The 17,147-nt window shown below is 65.4% G+C and carries 15 protein-coding genes; 8 read left to right on the top strand and 7 right to left on the bottom strand.

Going from position 1 to position 17,147, the window contains the following annotated elements:
• Positions 1-14 precede the first annotated feature (14 nt).
• The 6 genes from U8L64_RS18530 (at position 15) to U8L64_RS18505 (ending at position 6,991) form a co-directional block, all read left to right on the top strand.
• Positions 15-1,373: an aspartate aminotransferase family protein gene (locus U8L64_RS18530; protein WP_333398459.1), complete on the top strand. Its 1,359-nt coding sequence runs from the start codon at positions 15-17 to the stop codon at positions 1,371-1,373.
• Between the two features lie 177 nt (positions 1,374-1,550).
• Positions 1,551-2,648 (top strand): polyamine ABC transporter substrate-binding protein, encoded by a 1,098-nt coding sequence (locus U8L64_RS18525; protein WP_054093888.1) that lies wholly within the window; start codon positions 1,551-1,553, stop codon positions 2,646-2,648.
• A gap of 227 nt (positions 2,649-2,875) precedes the next feature.
• On the top strand, positions 2,876-3,961 hold the full coding sequence (locus tag U8L64_RS18520) for a polyamine ABC transporter substrate-binding protein (protein WP_008569252.1): 1,086 nt from the start codon (positions 2,876-2,878) through the stop codon (positions 3,959-3,961).
• Between the two features lie 83 nt (positions 3,962-4,044).
• Entirely contained in the window at positions 4,045-5,196 is a 1,152-nt protein-coding gene (potA, locus tag U8L64_RS18515; RefSeq protein ID WP_054093890.1) for a polyamine ABC transporter ATP-binding protein, read from the top strand.
• Entirely contained in the window at positions 5,193-6,092 is a 900-nt protein-coding gene (locus U8L64_RS18510; protein ID WP_008569254.1) for an ABC transporter permease subunit, read from the top strand. The genes potA and U8L64_RS18510 overlap by 4 nt, the downstream gene beginning before the upstream one ends.
• Positions 6,089-6,991: an ABC transporter permease subunit gene (locus U8L64_RS18505; protein WP_043295139.1), complete on the top strand. Its 903-nt coding sequence runs from the start codon at positions 6,089-6,091 to the stop codon at positions 6,989-6,991. Before U8L64_RS18510 ends, U8L64_RS18505 begins: the two co-directional genes overlap by 4 nt.
• A gap of 35 nt (positions 6,992-7,026) precedes the next feature.
• Here U8L64_RS18505 and U8L64_RS18500 read toward each other — a convergent pair whose 3' ends face one another.
• Complete coding sequence (locus tag U8L64_RS18500) at positions 7,027-7,596, bottom strand: DUF6436 domain-containing protein (RefSeq protein ID WP_043295140.1); 570 nt, start codon at positions 7,594-7,596, stop codon at positions 7,027-7,029.
• 134 nt (positions 7,597-7,730) lie between these two features.
• On the opposite strand from U8L64_RS18500, the gene U8L64_RS18495 reads away from it, so the two are divergent.
• Positions 7,731-8,669, top strand: coding sequence for an alpha/beta hydrolase (locus U8L64_RS18495; RefSeq protein WP_156715736.1), 939 nt, complete (start codon positions 7,731-7,733; stop codon positions 8,667-8,669).
• 13 nt (positions 8,670-8,682) lie between these two features.
• Here U8L64_RS18495 and U8L64_RS18490 read toward each other — a convergent pair whose 3' ends face one another.
• Positions 8,683-9,444, bottom strand: coding sequence for a hypothetical protein (locus tag U8L64_RS18490; RefSeq protein ID WP_333398458.1), 762 nt, complete (start codon positions 9,442-9,444; stop codon positions 8,683-8,685).
• Between the two features lie 274 nt (positions 9,445-9,718).
• Between U8L64_RS18490 and U8L64_RS18485 the strand changes: the two genes are divergently transcribed.
• A complete protein-coding gene (locus U8L64_RS18485; protein WP_234302984.1) occupies positions 9,719-10,327 on the top strand; it encodes a 2OG-Fe(II) oxygenase in 609 nt (202 codons plus the stop codon).
• Positions 10,328-10,388: 61 nt separating this feature from the next.
• Here the strand turns inward: U8L64_RS18485 and dctM are convergent, their stop codons facing one another.
• The 5 genes from dctM to U8L64_RS18460 form a co-directional block, all read right to left on the bottom strand.
• Positions 10,389-11,669, bottom strand: a complete 1,281-nt coding sequence (gene dctM, locus U8L64_RS18480; RefSeq protein ID WP_077682302.1) for a C4-dicarboxylate TRAP transporter large permease protein DctM — start codon at positions 11,667-11,669, stop codon at positions 10,389-10,391.
• Positions 11,670-12,299, bottom strand: a complete 630-nt coding sequence (locus tag U8L64_RS18475; protein WP_043295148.1) for a TRAP transporter small permease — start codon at positions 12,297-12,299, stop codon at positions 11,670-11,672.
• A 262-nt stretch (positions 12,300-12,561) separates the two neighbouring features.
• Positions 12,562-13,557 (bottom strand): C4-dicarboxylate TRAP substrate-binding protein DctP, encoded by a 996-nt coding sequence (gene dctP, locus U8L64_RS18470; RefSeq protein ID WP_043295150.1) that lies wholly within the window; start codon positions 13,555-13,557, stop codon positions 12,562-12,564.
• 339 nt (positions 13,558-13,896) lie between these two features.
• Complete coding sequence (locus tag U8L64_RS18465) at positions 13,897-15,282, bottom strand: sigma-54-dependent transcriptional regulator (RefSeq protein WP_138300659.1); 1,386 nt, start codon at positions 15,280-15,282, stop codon at positions 13,897-13,899.
• A complete protein-coding gene (locus U8L64_RS18460; RefSeq protein ID WP_273526396.1) occupies positions 15,279-17,087 on the bottom strand; it encodes a sensor histidine kinase in 1,809 nt (602 codons plus the stop codon). Before U8L64_RS18460 ends, U8L64_RS18465 begins: the two co-directional genes overlap by 4 nt.
• Between the last annotated feature and the right edge of the window lie 60 nt (positions 17,088-17,147).

Below are 17,147 nucleotides of genomic sequence, written 5' to 3'. Positions count from 1 at the left end.
AAAGAGGTGACTCGATGAGCGATTCGCAAACCCTGCATTGGCAAGCCCTGAGCCGCGACCACCACTTGCCGCCGTTCACCGACTACAAGGCGCTGAACGCCAAGGGCACGCGTATCATCACCAAGGCTTCCGGCGTCTACCTGTGGGACAGCGAGGGCCACAAGATTCTCGATGCCATGGCCGGTCTGTGGTGCGTCAACGTCGGCTACGGTCGCGAGGAGCTGGTCGAGGCCGCGGCGAAGCAGATGCGCGAACTGCCCTACTACAACCTGTTCTTCCAGACCGCTCACCCGCCGGCGGTGGCCCTGGCCAAGGCGATCGCCGACATCGCGCCGGCCGGAATGAACCATGTGTTCTTCACCGGCTCGGGCTCGGAAGCCAACGACACCGTGCTGCGCATGGTGCGCCATTACTGGGCGATCAAGGGCCAGCCGGCGAAGAAGGTGATCATCGGCCGCTGGAACGGCTATCACGGCTCGACCATCGCCGGCGCCAGCCTTGGCGGCATGAAGGCCATGCACGAGCAGGGCGACGGGCCGATCCCGGGCATCGAGCATATCGACCAGCCCTACTGGTTCGGCGAGGGCGGCGACATGAGCCCGGAAGAGTTCGGCGTACGCATCGCTGACCAGCTGGAACAGAAGATTCTCGAGGTCGGCGAGAACAAGGTCGCCGCCTTCATCGCCGAACCGATCCAAGGCGCCGGCGGCGTGATCATCCCTCCCCAGAGCTACTGGCCGCGGATCAAGGAAATCCTCGCGCGCTACGACATCCTCTTCATCGCCGACGAGGTCATCTGCGGCTTCGGCCGTACCGGTGAGTGGTTCGGCAGCGACTACTACGGCCTCGAGCCGGATCTGATGCCCATCGCCAAGGGCCTGACCTCGGGGTACATCCCGATGGGCGGCGTGGTGGTGCGCGATGAAGTGGTGCGCACGCTCAACGAGGGCGGCGAGTTCTACCATGGCTTCACCTATTCGGGGCATCCGGTGGCCGCTGCGGTGGCGTTGGAGAACATCCGCATCCTGCGCGAGGAGAAGATCGTCGAGCGGGTGAAGACGAAGACGGCACCCTATTTGCAATCTCGCTGGCAGGAACTCGCCGAGCACCCGCTGGTGGGCGAGGCGCGCGGCGTCGGCATGCTCGGCGCGCTGGAGCTGGTGAAGAACAAGAAGACCCGCGAGCGCTTCGCCGAGGCGGGGGTGGGCATGCGCTGTCGCGAGCACTGCTTCCGCAACGGCCTGGTGATGCGCGCGGTCGGCGACACCATGATCGTGTCGCCGCCGCTGGTGATCGCCGAGGGGGAAATCGACGAGCTGATCGGCAAGGTCCGGCTGTGTCTGGATGCCACCGCCCGTGACGTGCTGGGCTAAGGTTCACCGGGCAGCGTACGGTCTGTTGAAAAAGCGTCCCCGACCTTGCCAGACTGCGCGCTGCGCGTGGCCGGAGCCAACCGAAGATGCGCCGATACGGTGCACCGCCAGACCGCCGCGCTGTTCATGGTCTGTTCCACTGCCCCGACATAAATGACGACAACAGGAGCTGCACGGATGAATCCCTTCGCCAAGACCCTACTTGCCATGACGCTGGCCGGCGCTGTCGCCGGGGCTGCGCAGGCCCAGGAAAAGGTACTGCACGTCTACAACTGGTCCGACTACATCGCCGAAGACACCCTGGAGAACTTCACCAAGGAAACCGGCATCAAGGTCGTCTACGACGTCTTCGACAGCAATGAAGTGCTGGAAGCCAAGCTGCTGGCCGGTAGCTCTGGCTACGACGTGGTGGTGCCGTCCAACCCGTTCCTCGCCAAGCAGATCAAGGCCGGGGTGTTCCAGAAGCTGGACAAATCCAAGCTGTCGAACTGGGAAAACCTCGACAAGAGCCTGCTCAAGGCGCTGGACCCGAGCGATCCGGGTAACCAGTACGCGATTCCCTACATGTGGGGCACCATCGGCATCGGCTACAACGTCGACAAGGTCAAGGCTGTGCTCGGCGACAACGCGCCGGTGGATTCCTGGGACCTGGTGTTCAAGCCGGAAAACATCGAGAAGCTGAAGGCCTGCGGCGTCTCCTTCCTCGACTCGCCGACCGAAATCCTGCCGGCCGCCCTGCATTACCTGGGCTACGCGCCGGACAGCGGCAAGGCCGATGAACTGAAGAAGGCCGAAGCGCTGTTCATGCAGATTCGCCCGCACGTCGCCTACTTCCACTCGTCCAAGTACATCTCCGACCTGGCCAACGGCGAAACCTGCGTCGCCATCGGCTACTCCGGCGACATCTATCAGGCCAAGGCGCGCGCCGAGGAAGCCAAGAACGGCGTCAACGTCGGCTACAAGATTCCCAAGGAAGGCGCCGGCAGCTTCTTCGACATGGTCGCCATTCCCGCCGATGCGAAGAACGTCGAGAACGCCCATGTCTTCATCAACTACCTGATGAAGCCGGAAGTCATGGCGTCGATCACCGACTACGTGCAGTTCCCCAACGCCAACTCCGCGTCGACTCCGCTGGTGGCCGAGGCCATTCGTACCGACCCGGGCATCTACCCGAGCCAGGAGGTGCTGCAGAAGCTCTACACCTTCCCCGACCTCGATCCGAAGACCCAGCGCGCCATGACCCGCAGCTGGACCAAGATCAAGTCGGGTCGCTGAAGCCTGACGTGCCGGCCCGGCAGCCGTCGTGCTGCCCGGTCGCTATAAGGCGAGGGAGTGCCGAGCCGACGGGAGTTGCGCCAGTCTGTAGTCCGCTGGCGCAGCATTTCCTCGCGCAACACTCGGTTTTTTGTTGCGTCACCTGTTGATTTTCAGAGGTTTTTCCAATAAACAGCCCGGCTTTCCCCTCGGGGCAACGCACGGCCTGAAACCAGAGGACTCATCCCATGCGCTCGACCCTCACGTCGCTGATCATCGCCGCCGCGTTCGCTGGCGCCGCCACGGCCCAGGCTGCCACGGTGCACATCTACAACTGGTCGGATTACATCGGCGAAACGACGCTGGAAGAGTTCGAGAAGGAGACCGGCATCAAGCCTGTCTACGACGTCTTCGACTCCAACGAAACCCTCGAGGGCAAGCTGCTGGCCGGTCGCACCGGCTATGACGTGGTGGTGCCGTCCAACCACTTCCTCGGCAAGCAGATCCGCGCCGGCGCCTTCCAGAAGCTCGACAAGTCCAAGCTGCCGAACTGGGAGAACCTCGACCCCGCGCTGCTCAAGCAACTGCAGAAGAACGATCCGGGTAACGCCCACGCCGCGCCCTACCTGTGGGGCACCAACGGCATCGGCTACAACGTGGAGAAGGTCAAGGCAGCGCTCGGCGTCGACACCATCGACTCCTGGGCGGTGCTGTTCGAGCCGCAGAATGCGGAGAAGCTCGCCAGCTGCGGCATCGCCATGCTCGACTCGGCCGACGAGATGATTCCGGCCATGCTCAACTATCTGGGCCTAGATCCCAACAGCGAGAATCCCGCCGACTACCGCAAGGCCGAGGAGAAGCTGCTGGCAGTGCGTCCGCACGTGCGCTATTTCCACTCCTCCAAGTACATTTCCGATCTCGCCAATGGCAATATCTGCGTCGCCGCCGGGTTCTCCGGCGATGTGTTCCAGGCCGCCGCCCGTGCCGAGGAAGCTGGCAAGGGCATCGAGATCGCCTACGCCATTCCCAAGGAAGGCGGCAACCTCTGGTTCGACATGCTCGCCATCCCCGCCGATGCCGGCAACGTCGAACAGGCCCATGCATTCATCGACTACCTGTTGCGCCCCGAGGTGATCGCCTCGGTGAGCGACTACGTCGGCTATGCCAACCCCAACCTCAAGGCGGGCGAACTGATGGATCAAGAGGTACGCAACGATCCTTCGATCTATCCGCCGCAGGACGTGCTGGATCGCCTGTACGTCTCGGCCGAGCTGCCGGCGAAGATCCAGCGGCTGATGAATCGCAGCTGGACCAAGGTGAAATCCGGCAAATAGATACCCGGGCGATTCCCGCCCGCTGCAACGACCATCGATATCCGGCGCTGGCCGGCCAACCTTACATTTTCGGGAGTTCGCGCATGGCCGTTGCCTCCAGCGCCTACAAGAAAGCCCTCACCGGCGAGAGCAAGAACAAGCAGGTGCTGCTGAAGATCGACCGCGTCACCAAGAAGTTCGACGAAACGGTGGCGGTCGATGACGTCTCGCTGAACATCCATCAGGGCGAGATATTCGCCCTGCTGGGCGGTTCCGGATCGGGCAAGTCGACCCTGCTGCGCATGCTCGCCGGCTTCGAGCGGCCGAGCGAGGGGCGTATCTTCCTCGACGGTCAGGACATCACCGATCTGCCGCCCTACGAGCGGCCGATCAACATGATGTTCCAGTCCTATGCGCTGTTCCCGCACATGACGGTGGAGCAGAACATCGCTTTCGGCCTCAAGCAGGATGGCCTGGCCAAGGACGAGATCGCCGGGCGCGTCAGCGAGATGCTCGGCCTGGTGCAGATGACCCAGTACGCCAAGCGCAAGCCGCACCAGCTCTCCGGCGGCCAGCGCCAGCGCGTGGCCTTGGCGCGTTCGCTGGCGAAACGGCCCAAGCTTTTGCTGCTCGACGAGCCGATGGGCGCGCTGGACAAGAAGCTGCGCTCGCAGATGCAGCTGGAACTGGTGCAGATCATCGAGCGCGTCGGCGTGACCTGCGTGATGGTCACCCATGACCAGGAAGAGGCCATGACCATGGCCGAGCGCATCGCCATCATGAGCCAGGGCTGGATCGCCCAGGTCGGCAGCCCGATGGACATCTACGAAACCCCGGCCAGCCGGCTGGTCTGCGAATTCATCGGCAACGTCAACCTGTTCGACGGCGAGCTGGTGGAAGACCTCGAAGACCATGCGGTGATTGCCTGCCCGCAGCTCGAACGCCCCATCTACGTCGGCCACGGCATCAGTACCCGTGCCCAGGACAAGCGTGTGACCTACGCCCTGCGCCCGGAGAAGCTGATGATGAGCCTGGAGAAGCCGGTGCTGGAGATGGCGGACTACAACTGGGTCGAGGGCGTGGTGCACGACATCGCCTACCTCGGCGGCCATTCGGTGTACTACATCAAGCTGGAGTCGGGGATGCTGCTGCAGGCCTTCGTCGCCAATGCCGAGCGCCACGTCAAATGGCCGACCTGGGAGGAGCGGGTCTACCTGCACTGGCTCAGTGACAGCGGCGTGGTGCTGCAGGCATGAGCCGCCGGCCCGCGCTGAACAACGGCCGCCGGCTGGTCATCGGCGTTCCGTTCCTCTGGTTGATGCTGTTCTTCCTGCTGCCGTTCGCCATCGTGCTGAAGATCAGCTTCGCCGAGGCCGACGTGGCGATTCCGCCGTACACGGAAATCTTCCGCTACGCCGAGCAGCAGCTGCAGGTGCTGATCAACCTGGGCAACTACATCTTCCTCAGCGAGGACGAGCTGTACCTGGCCGCCTACCTCGGCTCGCTGCGCATCGCCTTCTTCAGCACGCTGCTGTGCCTGCTGATCGGCTACCCGATGGCCTATGCCATCGCGCGGGCGCGCAAGGACCTGCAGACGGTACTGCTTCTGCTGATCATGATGCCGACCTGGACCGCGATCCTGATCCGCGTCTACGCCTGGATGGGCATCCTCAGCAGCAACGGCCTGCTCAACGGGCTACTGCTCGACCTCGGGCTGATCGACACGCCACTGCAGATCCTCAACACCGACATCGCGGTGTACATCGGCGTGGTCTATTCGTATCTGCCGTTCATGATCCTGCCGCTCTACGCCAACCTGGTGAAGCACGATCCCAGCCTGCTGGAGGCGGCGTCCGACCTCGGCGCGCGCAACCTCACCAGCTTCTGGAAGATCACCGTGCCGCTGTCGAAGAACGGCATCATCGCCGGCTGCATGCTGGTGTTCATCCCGGTGGTCGGCGAATTCGTCATCCCCGAGCTGCTCGGCGGCCCAGAGACGCTGATGATCGGCAAGGTGCTCTGGCAGGAATTCTTCAACAACCGCGACTGGCCGGTGGCCTCGGCGCTGGCGGTGGTGATGCTGGCGATCCTCTTGGTGCCGATCATTCTGTTCAACAGAAACCAGGCGAAAGAGCTGGAGGGCAAGCTATGAAACGCTGGAGCTTCTCCAACCTGATCCTGGTCCTTGGCCTGCTGTTCATCTACCTGCCGATGGTCATCCTGGTCATCTACTCGTTCAACGACTCGCGGCTGGTGACCGTCTGGGGTGGCTGGTCGGTGAAGTGGTATGTCGGTCTGCTGGACAACAGCCAGCTGATGGGCTCGGTGATGCGCTCGCTGGAGGTGGCCTTTTACACCGCCATTGCTGCGGTGGCGCTGGGTACGATGGCGGCCTTCGTGCTCACACGCATCCCGGTGTTCCGCGGGCGCACGCTGTTCGGCGGGCTGGTCACCGCGCCCCTGGTGATGCCCGAGGTGATTACCGGCCTGTCGCTGCTGCTGCTGTTCGTGGCCATGGCGCAGCTGATCGGCTGGCCGGCGCAGCGGGGTCTGGTGACGATCTGGATCGCCCACACCACCTTCTGTTCGTCCTACGTGGCGGTGGTGGTGATGGCGCGCCTGCGCGAGCTGGACCTGTCCATCGAGGAGGCGGCGATGGACCTCGGCGCGCGGCCGTGGAAGGTGTTCTTCCTGATCACCATGCCGATGATCGCGCCGTCGCTGGCCGCGGGTGGCATGCTGTCGTTCGCCTTGTCGCTGGATGATCTGGTACTGGCCAGCTTCGTCTCCGGCCCCGGCTCGACCACCCTGCCGATGGAAATCTTCTCCGCCGTGCGCCTGGGCGTGAAGCCGGAAATCAACGCTGTGGCCAGCCTGATTCTGCTCAGCGTGTCGCTGGCGACGTTCTTCGCCTGGTACCTGAGCCGTCGCGCCGAGAAGCGTCGGGTGCGCGCCATGCAGCAGGCGATGGACGAGAGTGTTGCGGCGCAAGGCTGGCAGCCACGGGCGGTCAACAGTCAGGTGCCGGTGCCGCCCTCCGCCCACAGCTGAGTTACGAACAAGGGCGCCCTTGTTCGTTTCCGGCCTCAGCGCTGCCAGTCGCAGAAGCACGCCACCGCCAGCGAATGGGTGGCGCGCACCGTGCGGCCGGCGAGTACGGCCTCGACGATCGGCTCGACGAAGCTGTTGTCCGAACTGCACACCGCGCCCTCGCTGTAGGGGCCGATATAGACCAGCTCGCCGTTGCGATCCCAGATGCCCACGGCCGGGCTGGCGGGCAGCTCGGCGGTGCCTTCGAACGCGTTCAGCGGCTTCAGCGCAGCCAGCGACGGCGGCAGCCGGCCCTTGCTGCCGGGCTTGCGCACCTCGTAGAACTCCACCGGCTGTCCGGCGAAGCGCTTGAGCAGCTCTTCCAGATGCTGCTGGTTGCCGACGTTGCACGGGCAGCCCGGATCCCAGAAATGCACGAAGCGCACCGGCCCCGGGCCCTGCAGTTCGGCGGGCAGCCTGAGGTCGTCGCCGGAAAACAGTTCGGCGCGCTCGCCCTCGAAGGTGCGCAGGTAGCGCCCCTCGAACCACTTGAACGCGGCCAGCAGGCCGCCAGCCACGAGCAGGGTAAGCAGGGAGGCAATGAGGAGCGTGCGGCGCGGGTGCATGGCGGGTCTCGGCAGCGGGGGCGTCAGCTTGCCATGCCCCGTCACAGAGCGGAATATGCCGCCATGCGCCGCCGCTGCGGCGGTTTTGCGCACAGGACCTTATGACGTCCGCTGTTTCGACGAACTGAACGGCCATGCCCCAGCGAATCCAACCCGACCTGCTACGCGCGCAGCTTGGCGAGCTGCACGCCGCCACCGAGCTGAGCCCCGAGGCGCGACACTACCAGGCCTATTACGGCCTCGACCTGCCACAGCGACGTGACATCCACAGCCGCCTCGGGCGTTTTCGCGTCGGCGACTACGACGTGGTGGCCCAGGCCTGGTGGCCACCGCAGCCGCACGCCAGCCTGCTGGTGATGCATGGCTACTACGATCACATGGGGCTGTACCGTCATGTCGTCGAATGGGGCCTGGACATGGGCTTCGCCGTGCTCGCCTGCGACCTGCCGGGACACGGTCTGTCCAGCGGCCCGCCGGCCAGCATCAACGAGTTCGAGGAATACCAGGCGGTGCTCAACGGCCTCTTCGAGCAGGCGCGCCAGCTCGATCTGCCTCGGCCGTGGCACCTGCTCGGACAGAGTACCGGCGGCGCGATCCTGCTCGATCACCTGCTGCATCAGCCGCAGAGTGCCGAGCGTGGCCGCACCATCCTCCTGGCGCCGCTGATTCGTCCGCGCGCCTGGCTGCGTTCGCGCCTGAGCTACGAGCTGATGCGCCGCTTCGTCCAGCAGATTCCGCGCGCCTTCAGCGACAACTCCAGCGACGCGCGCTTCCTGCAGTTCGTGCAGACCGAGGATCCGCTGCAGGCGAGCATCCTGCCGACGGCCTGGGTCGGTGCGTTGTCGCGCTGGATTCCACGCATCGAGAAGGCGACGGGCAGCGGCGAGTCACCGCTGATCATCCAGGGCGAGGCGGACATGACGGTGGACTGGCAGTACAACCTGCCGGTGCTGCAGCGCAAGTTCGCCGCGCCGGAAATCCTGCGCCTGCCGGCGGCGCGTCATCATCTGGTCAACGAGAGCGAGGCGCTGCGCCAGCGTTATTTCGCCTTCCTGCGCGAGCGCCTGAAATGAGCGCGGGCGGCGTTCAGCGCTGCTGTGCCTGAATCGCCGCCGAATCCGGGCCTACCGCCAGTCCCGCGCGCAGCGCCTGCAGCGCCGCCGCGTAGTACGCCTTGCCCTCGGCGGACTGGGCGAACTGCAGGTACTCTTCCAGTTCGGCATCGGACAGCGAGCGGTAGACATACAGCAGGGTGTTGTCCAGATCGCCCTCGATCTGCTGCACCAGCCGTTCGCGCTGGCTGTTCAGCAGCCCCTGCGCCTGACCGCCGCCGAGAATGCCCGGCAGCATCTGGCTGAGGCTGTCGGCGGCGACACCGGCCAGCGCCAGGCTGACTTCGGCACCGGCGGCGCTGGCTGGAATGGCCTGCGCGAGATGGCGAATCAACAACTGGCGATTGCTGCCGGCGTCCATGCGCGGCAGGCCATCGACATGCTGCGCGAGTTGTTCGCGGCGCGCCGCCAGTACCTCGGCGGCGACGACCTTGCGCCCCAGCGGGGTCTGGAAGAACTGCAGCGCCGACTGCGGCTCGGCCAGGTGCTCGCGCAGCGCCTGCAGGGCGCGCCGATCCACGGCGTCGCTGGCGAAGCGGCGGTTGCTGTTGTCGACCAGTGCCTGGAATACCGCCGGCGGCAGGCTGTCCTTGTAGCGCTGCTGGGCGGCGGTCAGCGCGTCGCTGAAATTGGCGCGCTGCTCGGTCCAGCCGGCGGTTTCGTAGAGTTCTTCGTAGACATCCGCCTGGCTGGCGAAGCTGATGACCAATAGGGCAAGGGCAAGAAAGGCGCGCATGGGATCTCCTGTACGGGGTCGGGCATTGTCGACGCCGCCTGGCCGACTGTCGAGCGGGGCTGGCGCGGTCGGGAGGCTGGACGAATTGCCACAGTCCTGCCGCCACGTGGGCATTTCCCGATGCCACCCGGCGGGCGCAGAATACGCCACCGGGCGCATGATCGTGCGCCTCTTCCCCAGATCATCTTGAATGTCAGCTGCGCGCATCGTTCCCCGTTGCGCCGCGTGGCCCGCCGTGGCGGTTTGATGATCCTGATCTCTCGGAGCCCTGATCTTGCAGTTTTCGACTCTCATCGATGACCTGGCCGTGCGTGGCTGGTCGGTACAGCGTGCGTTCATCCCAGGCCATGACTCCCTCCGCCTCGCCGAAGAATGTCGCCGCCGCGAGGCGGAGGGTGTCATGGTGCCGGCCGCGATCGGGCGCGGCGGAAGCCAGGCGGTGCATGAAGGCATACGCAGCGACCGCATTCTCTGGCTGGAACCCGGCCAGTCGGCCGCCAGCGATCTCTACCTGCAGCTGATGGATGCGCTGCGCGAGCAGCTCAACCGCGAGCTGTACCTCGGCCTGGAGGAGTTCGAGTGTCACTTCGCTTTCTATCCGCCGGGCGCGTTCTACAAGACTCATCTCGACCGTTTTCGCGACGATGACAGCCGTAGCGTGACCGCCGTGCTCTACCTCAATCCGAACTGGCAGCCCGATCACGGCGGCGCCCTGCGCCTGTATCTGGCCGACGGTGAGAGCCTCGATGTCGCTCCCGAGGCGGGCACCCTGGTGGTGTTCATGGCCGGGGAGTTCCCGCATGAAGTGCTGCCGACGCAGGTCGACCGCCTGTCGGTCACCGGCTGGTTCCGTCGCCGCGCCGCGTTGCCGCTGTCGGCCTGAACGGCAGGAAAAAAAAGCCCGGCACTAAGGCCGGGCAAAAGGAAAGCAGAGAGGTCGAGCGCTACATGCCCAGGGCTTCGGGCAGCGCCAGGGAAATCCACGGCACGTAGGTGATGATCACCAGGAAGCTCAGCAGCAGCATCAGCCACGGCATCGCGGCGCGAATCACCTGGGTGACGCTCATGCCGGTTACCGCCGAGGTGACGAACAGGTTCAGGCCCACCGGCGGCGTGATCAGGCCGATCTCCATGTTCACCACCATGATGATGCCCAGGTGGATCGGGTCGATGCCCAGTTGCACAGCGATCGGGAAGAGGATCGGCGCGAGGATCAGGATGATCGCCGACGGCTCCATGAAGGCACCGGCCACCAGCAGCACGATGTTCACCACCAGCAGGAACATCCACGGCTGCAGGCCGGCGTCCATTACCCAGGCGGTGATGGTCTGCGGGATCTGCTCGGTGGTCAGCACGTGGGCGAACAGCATGGCGTTGGCGATGATGAACATCAGCATGATGCTCAGCTTGGCCGACTCCAGGATCACCTTCGGGCACTCGCGGATGGTCATGTCCTTATAGACGAACAGCGCGACGAAGGCCGAGTAGACCGCAGCCACGGCGGCTGCTTCGGTCGGGGTGAACATGCCCGAGTAGATGCCGCCGAGGATGATCACCATCAGCAGCAGGCCCCAGACCGCCTTGCGTGCAGCCGACAGCCACTCGCGGAAGGTCGCGCGCGGCAATGCCGGCAGGTTCTTCTTCACCGCGATGATGTAGATCGCCACCATCAGCACGCCGCCCAGCAGCAGGCCCGGCACTACTCCGGCCATGAACAGCTTGCCGACCGAGGTTTCGGTCGCGGCGGCATAGACCACCATCACCACCGACGGCGGGATGAGGATGCCCAGCGTACCGGCGTTACAGACGATGCCCGCGCCGAAGGCCTGCGGGTAGCCAGAGCGCACCATGCCGGCGATGGCGATAGAGCCGACCGCGGCAACGGTGGCCGGCGAGGAGCCGGACAGCGCGGCGAACAGCATGCACGCCAGCACCGCGCCGATGGCCAGGCCGCCACGGATATGGCCGACACAGGCATTGGCGAAGTCGATCAGGCGCCGCGCCACGCCACCGGTGGTCATGAAGGCACCGGCCAGCAGGAAGAACGGGATCGCCAGCAGGGTGTAGTGCTCGGAGGTCTCGAACAGCTTGATCGCCAGCGAGCGCACCGAGTCTTCGCTGAAGATCATGATGGTCAGCGAGCCGGCCAGGCCCAGCGACACGGCGATCGGCACGCCGAGGAACATCAGCAGGAAGAGCAGGACGAACAGGAACAGGATGGTCATTTACTTTTGCTCCTCGTGCTCGGTCAGCTTGACCGCATCGGCGGCTTCGTCGGCAAGCCCGAGACCGGTCTGCTGATTACGCAGGATGCGCACGAAAATCTCGGCGAAACGGATGAACATCAGCGCGAAGCCGAACGGCACGATCAGGCCGATGTGCCACTGCTTGACGCCGACGTGGCCCAGGTCCTCGGCGCCGATGTTGGCGTTGAACAGGGTGTGGATCCACTCGAAGCTGGCGACGCTCAGCAGCCCGGTGTAACCCAGGCAGACCAGGCAGGCGATGATGCCGATGTAGCGCTGGACGTGCTTGGGCGCCAGCTTGACCAGTGCATCGACGCCGATATGGCCGGCGGTGCGCACGCCATAGGCCAGACCGAAGAAGATCAGCCAGGCGAACAGCGCCTTGGTCAGCGCGGTACTCCAGGTCATGGCCTGTGCCAGGCCGATGATGTAGTCGCCGATGGCAAACCAGAAATCGGCACTGCCCTCGAACCGGTCGCCCAGGTCGTAGAACAGCGTGTAGAGGTTGTTGAGGATGACGTAGACGAACGTCACCAGTGTCATGGCCGCCAGCAGGAAAGCGATGAAGCTCTCCTCGAAGTGGTCCCAGACGCGCCGCAGGGCGTTCATGGATGACATCTCCCGATGGACTGCAAGTTTACGGTGGGCGAACACGGAACGTGCGCCATGAACCAGCCGGGGCGGCTGGAGAAACAGCACAATGAAAACTCTTGTTCTCGCCAGAGAAGCGGTGTGGCCGGGATCGCCTGGGCCTCTGCCGTCCTGCCCTTGGTGTGGGCGTCGTCTTCGCTAGCTGCTGTGTTTTTTCACTGGGCTGTCGGTTTTCTGGAATTACAGCAGGGGCGGGCGGGTAGCCCGCCCCTGGTACGGCTTATTGCGCCTGGTTGGCGGCTTCGGCGGCCTTGATCAGGTCGGCACCGATCTCGCCCTCGAACTTCTTCCAGACCGGCTTCATGGCTTCACGCCATTTGTTGCGCTGCTCCGGGGTGAGGGTAATGATCTCGGTGGTACCCGCATCGAGGATGCGCTGCTTGTCGCCCTGGTTCAGCGCATCGGCCTGCTTGTTCACCTCGACGGTGACCTCGGCCAGGATGCTTTCCAGTTCGCCGCGGATGTCAGCCGGCAGACCGTTCCAGAACTTGGTGTTGGTGATCACCATGTAGTCCAGCAGACCGTGGTTGGACTCAGTGATGTACTTCTGCACTTCGTGCATCTTCTGCGAGTAGATGTTCGAGTACGGGTTCTCGGCACCGTTCACCACGCCAGTCTGCAGACCTTGGTAGACCTCGGCGAAGCTCATCTTGCGCGGGTTGGCGCGCACGGCCTTGAACTGCTCGTCCAGTACGGCGGAAGCCTGTACGCGGAACTTCAGACCACGGGCGTCCTTCGGCTCGATCAGCTTCTTGTTGGCCGACAGCTGCTTCATGCCGTTGTGCCAGTAGCCCAGACCGGTGATGTTCTTGTCTTCCATCGAGCGCAGCAGCTTCTGGCCGGCCTCGCCCTTCTGGAAGCGGTCAACCGCGGCGATGTCATCGAACAGGAACGGCAGGTCGAAGACCTGGACGCCCTTGGAGTAGTGTTCGAACTTGGCCAGCGACGGCGCGATCAGCTGCACGTCACCCAGCAGCAGGGCTTCCATTTCCTTGCCGTCACCGAACAGCGAGGAGTTCGGATAGACCTGAACCTCGACCTTGCCCGGCAGGCGCTCTTCCACCAGCTTCTTGAACAGCAGGGCGCCCTGGCCTTTCGGCGTATTCTCGGCGACCACGTGGGAGAACTTGATGGTGATCGGGTCGGCCGCATGGGCCAGACCGGCGATGCTCAGCGACAGGGCGCAAGCCAGCGCCTTGGCAGTCAGTTTGAACATTGGTGTTTCCCTCTTGTTGTGAAGAATCGCCGCGCGACGATTCGGCAGTAACCTGCGATGAGTCTAGGCAGCATTTGGCGATGCCTCCTGCCGTCGAGCGACATGTCCCGCAAGGTTTCAGTAAGTTAGCAATGCCTGTGCCAGCCGGCGGTTGCATCCTTGCGTGGGCAAAGGTTGTACCAGCTGCGCATGACGCTTTGAATGGGCAGATGCCAGGAAAGCCGTCTGGGTCGCAGCTTTGCGGGTTGCGCCCGGCGCGCCTGGCGGCGCCGGGGAAAGGATTCGAGGCATTTCGTCGCAGGCGAGGCGTGCCAGGGTTCAATGGCGGAAAACCGCCAATTATTCCCCGTCGTCGGGCGAACTTCCGCCAGTCTCGGTGAAGCTCAGGCCGTGTTTGCGCAGTTTGTCGTGCAGGGTCTTGCGCGGCAGGCCGAGCGCCTCGGCCGCGCTGCGCAGCGAACTGTGCGGGCGCGCTAGTTCGGCGGCGATCAGCGCGCGTTCGAAGGCGTCGACCTGCTCGCCCAGCGTGCCGCCGCCCGGCATCGACGCGCCGGCGGCTGCCTGCTCCAGGCCCAGACCAAGGCCGAGGGCGAAACGCTCGGCAGTGTTCTGCAGCTCGCGCACGTTGCCGGGCCAGTCGTGGCGCAACAGCAGGGCGCGCTGCTCCGGCTGCAGATCGCGTATCGGCAGGCCGTGGCGCTGGGCGGCGGTTTCGGCGAAATGCTGGAACAGCAGGAGGATGTCCTCGTTGCGTTCGCGCAGCGGCGGAATGCGCAGCGGCGCGACGTTCAGGCGGTAATAGAGGTCGGCGCGAAAGCGTCCCTGATCGGCGGCCACGCGCAGGTCTTCCTTGGTCGCGGCGATGACGCGGATGTCCAGCGCGATCGACTGGTTGCCGCCGAGGCGCTCGACCACGCGCTCCTGCAGCAGGCGCAGCAGCTTGACCTGCACGTCCAGGCTCATGCTCTCGATCTCGTCGAGGAACAGCGTGCCGCCGTTGGCGAACTCGAACTTGCCGATGCGTCGTTTCTGCGCGCCGGTGAAGGCGCCCGGCTCGTGGCCGAACAGCTCGCTCTCGACCACCGACTCGGCCAGCGCACCGGCGTTGATCGCCACGAACGGGCCGTTGCGTCGGCTGGACAGGTCGTGCAGCGCGCGCGCGACCACCTCCTTGCCGGCGCCGGTTTCGCCGAGGATCAGCACGTCGGCCTGGGTGCCGGCCAGCGCGCCGATTTGCTCGCGCAGGCGTAGCATCGCCGGCGAATGGCCGAGCAGGCGCGCGGTCAGCTGCTGACGATCGGCCAGCGCCAGGCGCAGGCTGCGGTTGTCCAGCACCAGCTGGCGCAGCGCCAGGGCACGCCGCACGCTGTCGAGCAGTGCTTCGCTGGGGAAGGGTTTTTCGAGGAAATCGTAGGCGCCGGCGCGCATCGCCTGCACGGCCAGCTGGATGTCGCCGTGGCCGGTGATGAGGATGACGGGCAGTTCGGCGTCGCGCCCGCGCAGCTGCTGCAACAGCTCCAGGCCGTCGATGCCGGGCATGCGGATGTCGCTGACCACCACGCCCGGCCAGTCGGCCGGCAGCCGTGCGCCCACCTCGCGCGCATCGCCCAGGCTGACCACCCGCAGGCCGGCCAGGTCCAGGGTCTGGCTCAGCGCCTTGCGCAGGTGCGGGTCGTCGTCGATCAGCAGCACCTGGGCGTCGGCGCTGATCAGGTTGTCGCTCATTGCAGATGATCCTCGGTCGGGAAGGCGGCGCCGGGTTCGGCGCTGCGCAGGAACAGGCCCAGCTGGGCGCCGCCGTCGGGGTGGTTGGCGAGGCTCAGCTCGCCGCCCAGCGCGCGCACCAGCGTATCGCAGATCGCCAGGCCGAGGCCGAGGCCCTGGGCGCTGGTCTTGGTGGTGAAGAAGGGTTCGCGTGCGCGGCGCAGCGCCTCGGCGGAAAACCCCGGGCCGTTGTCGCGCAGGGTCAGCAGTACGCCGTTGCCCTGCTGTTCGGCGCGCAGCCAGATGCGCCTGACCGGCGGGCGCTCGGCGAGGGCGTCGAGGGCGTTGGCCAGCAGGTTGGCGAGGATCTGCCGCAAGCGCGTCTCGCCGGCCTGTACCCACAACGTAGCTTCCGGCAGATCGCGCACCAGCTCGACGCCCATCGCCTGGCGGCGCTTGGCCAGCAGCGCCAGCGCATCGTCCAGCGCCGGCTGCAGGGCGACGCGCTCGGGCGCGTGTTGGTCGCGGCGGGCGAAGGCGCGCAGGTGCGCAATGATCGAGGCCATGCGCGCGGTCAGTTCGCTGATCAGCCTGAGGTTGTCGCGTGCCTCGGCGTTGCGCTGCTGGTCAAGCAGCACGCCGGCGTTGTCGGCGTAGCTGCGGATCGCCGCCAGCGGCTGGTTCAGCTCGTGGCTGATGCTGGCGCTCATGGTGCCCAGCGCCGACAGCTTGCCGGCCTGCAGCAGCTCGTCCTGGGCGCGCACCAGCTCCTGCTGGGCCTGTTCGCGTTCGAGCACCTCGACCTTGAGGCGGCTGTTCAGCGCTTCGAGGTCGCGGGTGCGTTCCTGCACACGCTGCTCCAGTTCGCGGCGGGCCTGCACGTCGAGCGCCAGGCGGTCGAGAAAGTGCCGCCGGCGTTGCATCAGCAGGCCGAGCAACAGCAGCAGCGCCAGCAGGGTGGCGCCGCCGATGGCGACCACGGTGCGTACCGGCCGCTCGACCAGCGCGATCGGCGCGAGGATGCGCACGCTCCAGCCGGTCTCTTTCAGTTCGCGGCTCTGGATCAGCCAGGCGTCGATGTTCAGCGTCAGGTCGCGCGGCTCGAGAGTGGTGTAGGGCTGGTCGAAGGCGATCTGCTCGCGCTCCTCGGCGCTCAGCGCGCGGCTGGCGCGAAAACGCCAGTCCGCACGCGAGGTGAGGATCACCACGCCGAAGGCGTCGGTTACCATCAGCTGCTCCGGGGTGTTGCCCCACAGCGTTTCGGTGTGGTCCAGATCGACCTTGACCACCAGCACGCCGAGAATCTGGTCGCCATCTCGCACCGCCGAGCCGAAGTAGTAACCGCGCTTGCCGGAGGTGTTGCCGAGGCCGAAGAACCGCCCCAGGCGGCCTTCCATCGCCTGACGGAAGTACGGGCGGAAGGCGAAGTTACGCCCGATGAAGCTGTCCTCGGCGTCCCAGTTGGAGGTCGCCAGCGTGGTGCCCGAGGTATCCATCAGGTAGATCACGTCGGCCCCGGTGCGCTGCTGCAGCTGTCGCAGCAGGCGGTTGGCGCGATCACGGACCTGCGGCACCTCGGCATTGTGCAGCGCCGAGCGCAGCTCCGGCAGCTCGCCGAGGATGCGCGGCAGCACCTCGTAGCGGTTGAGCGTGCCGAGCAGGTTGGCGACGTAGAGGTCGAGGGTCTGGCGATTCTGTTCGGTCAGTTCGCTGCGGTAGTAGCGGTCGGCCAGTTGCTGCAGCGGCCACAGCAGCGGCGCCAGCAGTACGGCGAGCAGCGCGAGGTTGCGCCAGCGGGGGCGGTGAGTGAGTGCGGATGCGGTCATGGGTGCGCCTGTGAGTCCGGCGCATTATGCACGTTCGGTAGTGCGAGATTCAGCGCCGCG

The sequence above is a fragment of the Pseudomonas sp. FIP_A4 genome, assembly GCF_036701605.1.
Lineage (GTDB): Bacteria > Pseudomonadota > Gammaproteobacteria > Pseudomonadales > Pseudomonadaceae > Stutzerimonas > Stutzerimonas phenolilytica.
Note: the sequence above shows the minus strand (reverse complement) of the source record. Positions and strands in the feature narration are given on the sequence as shown.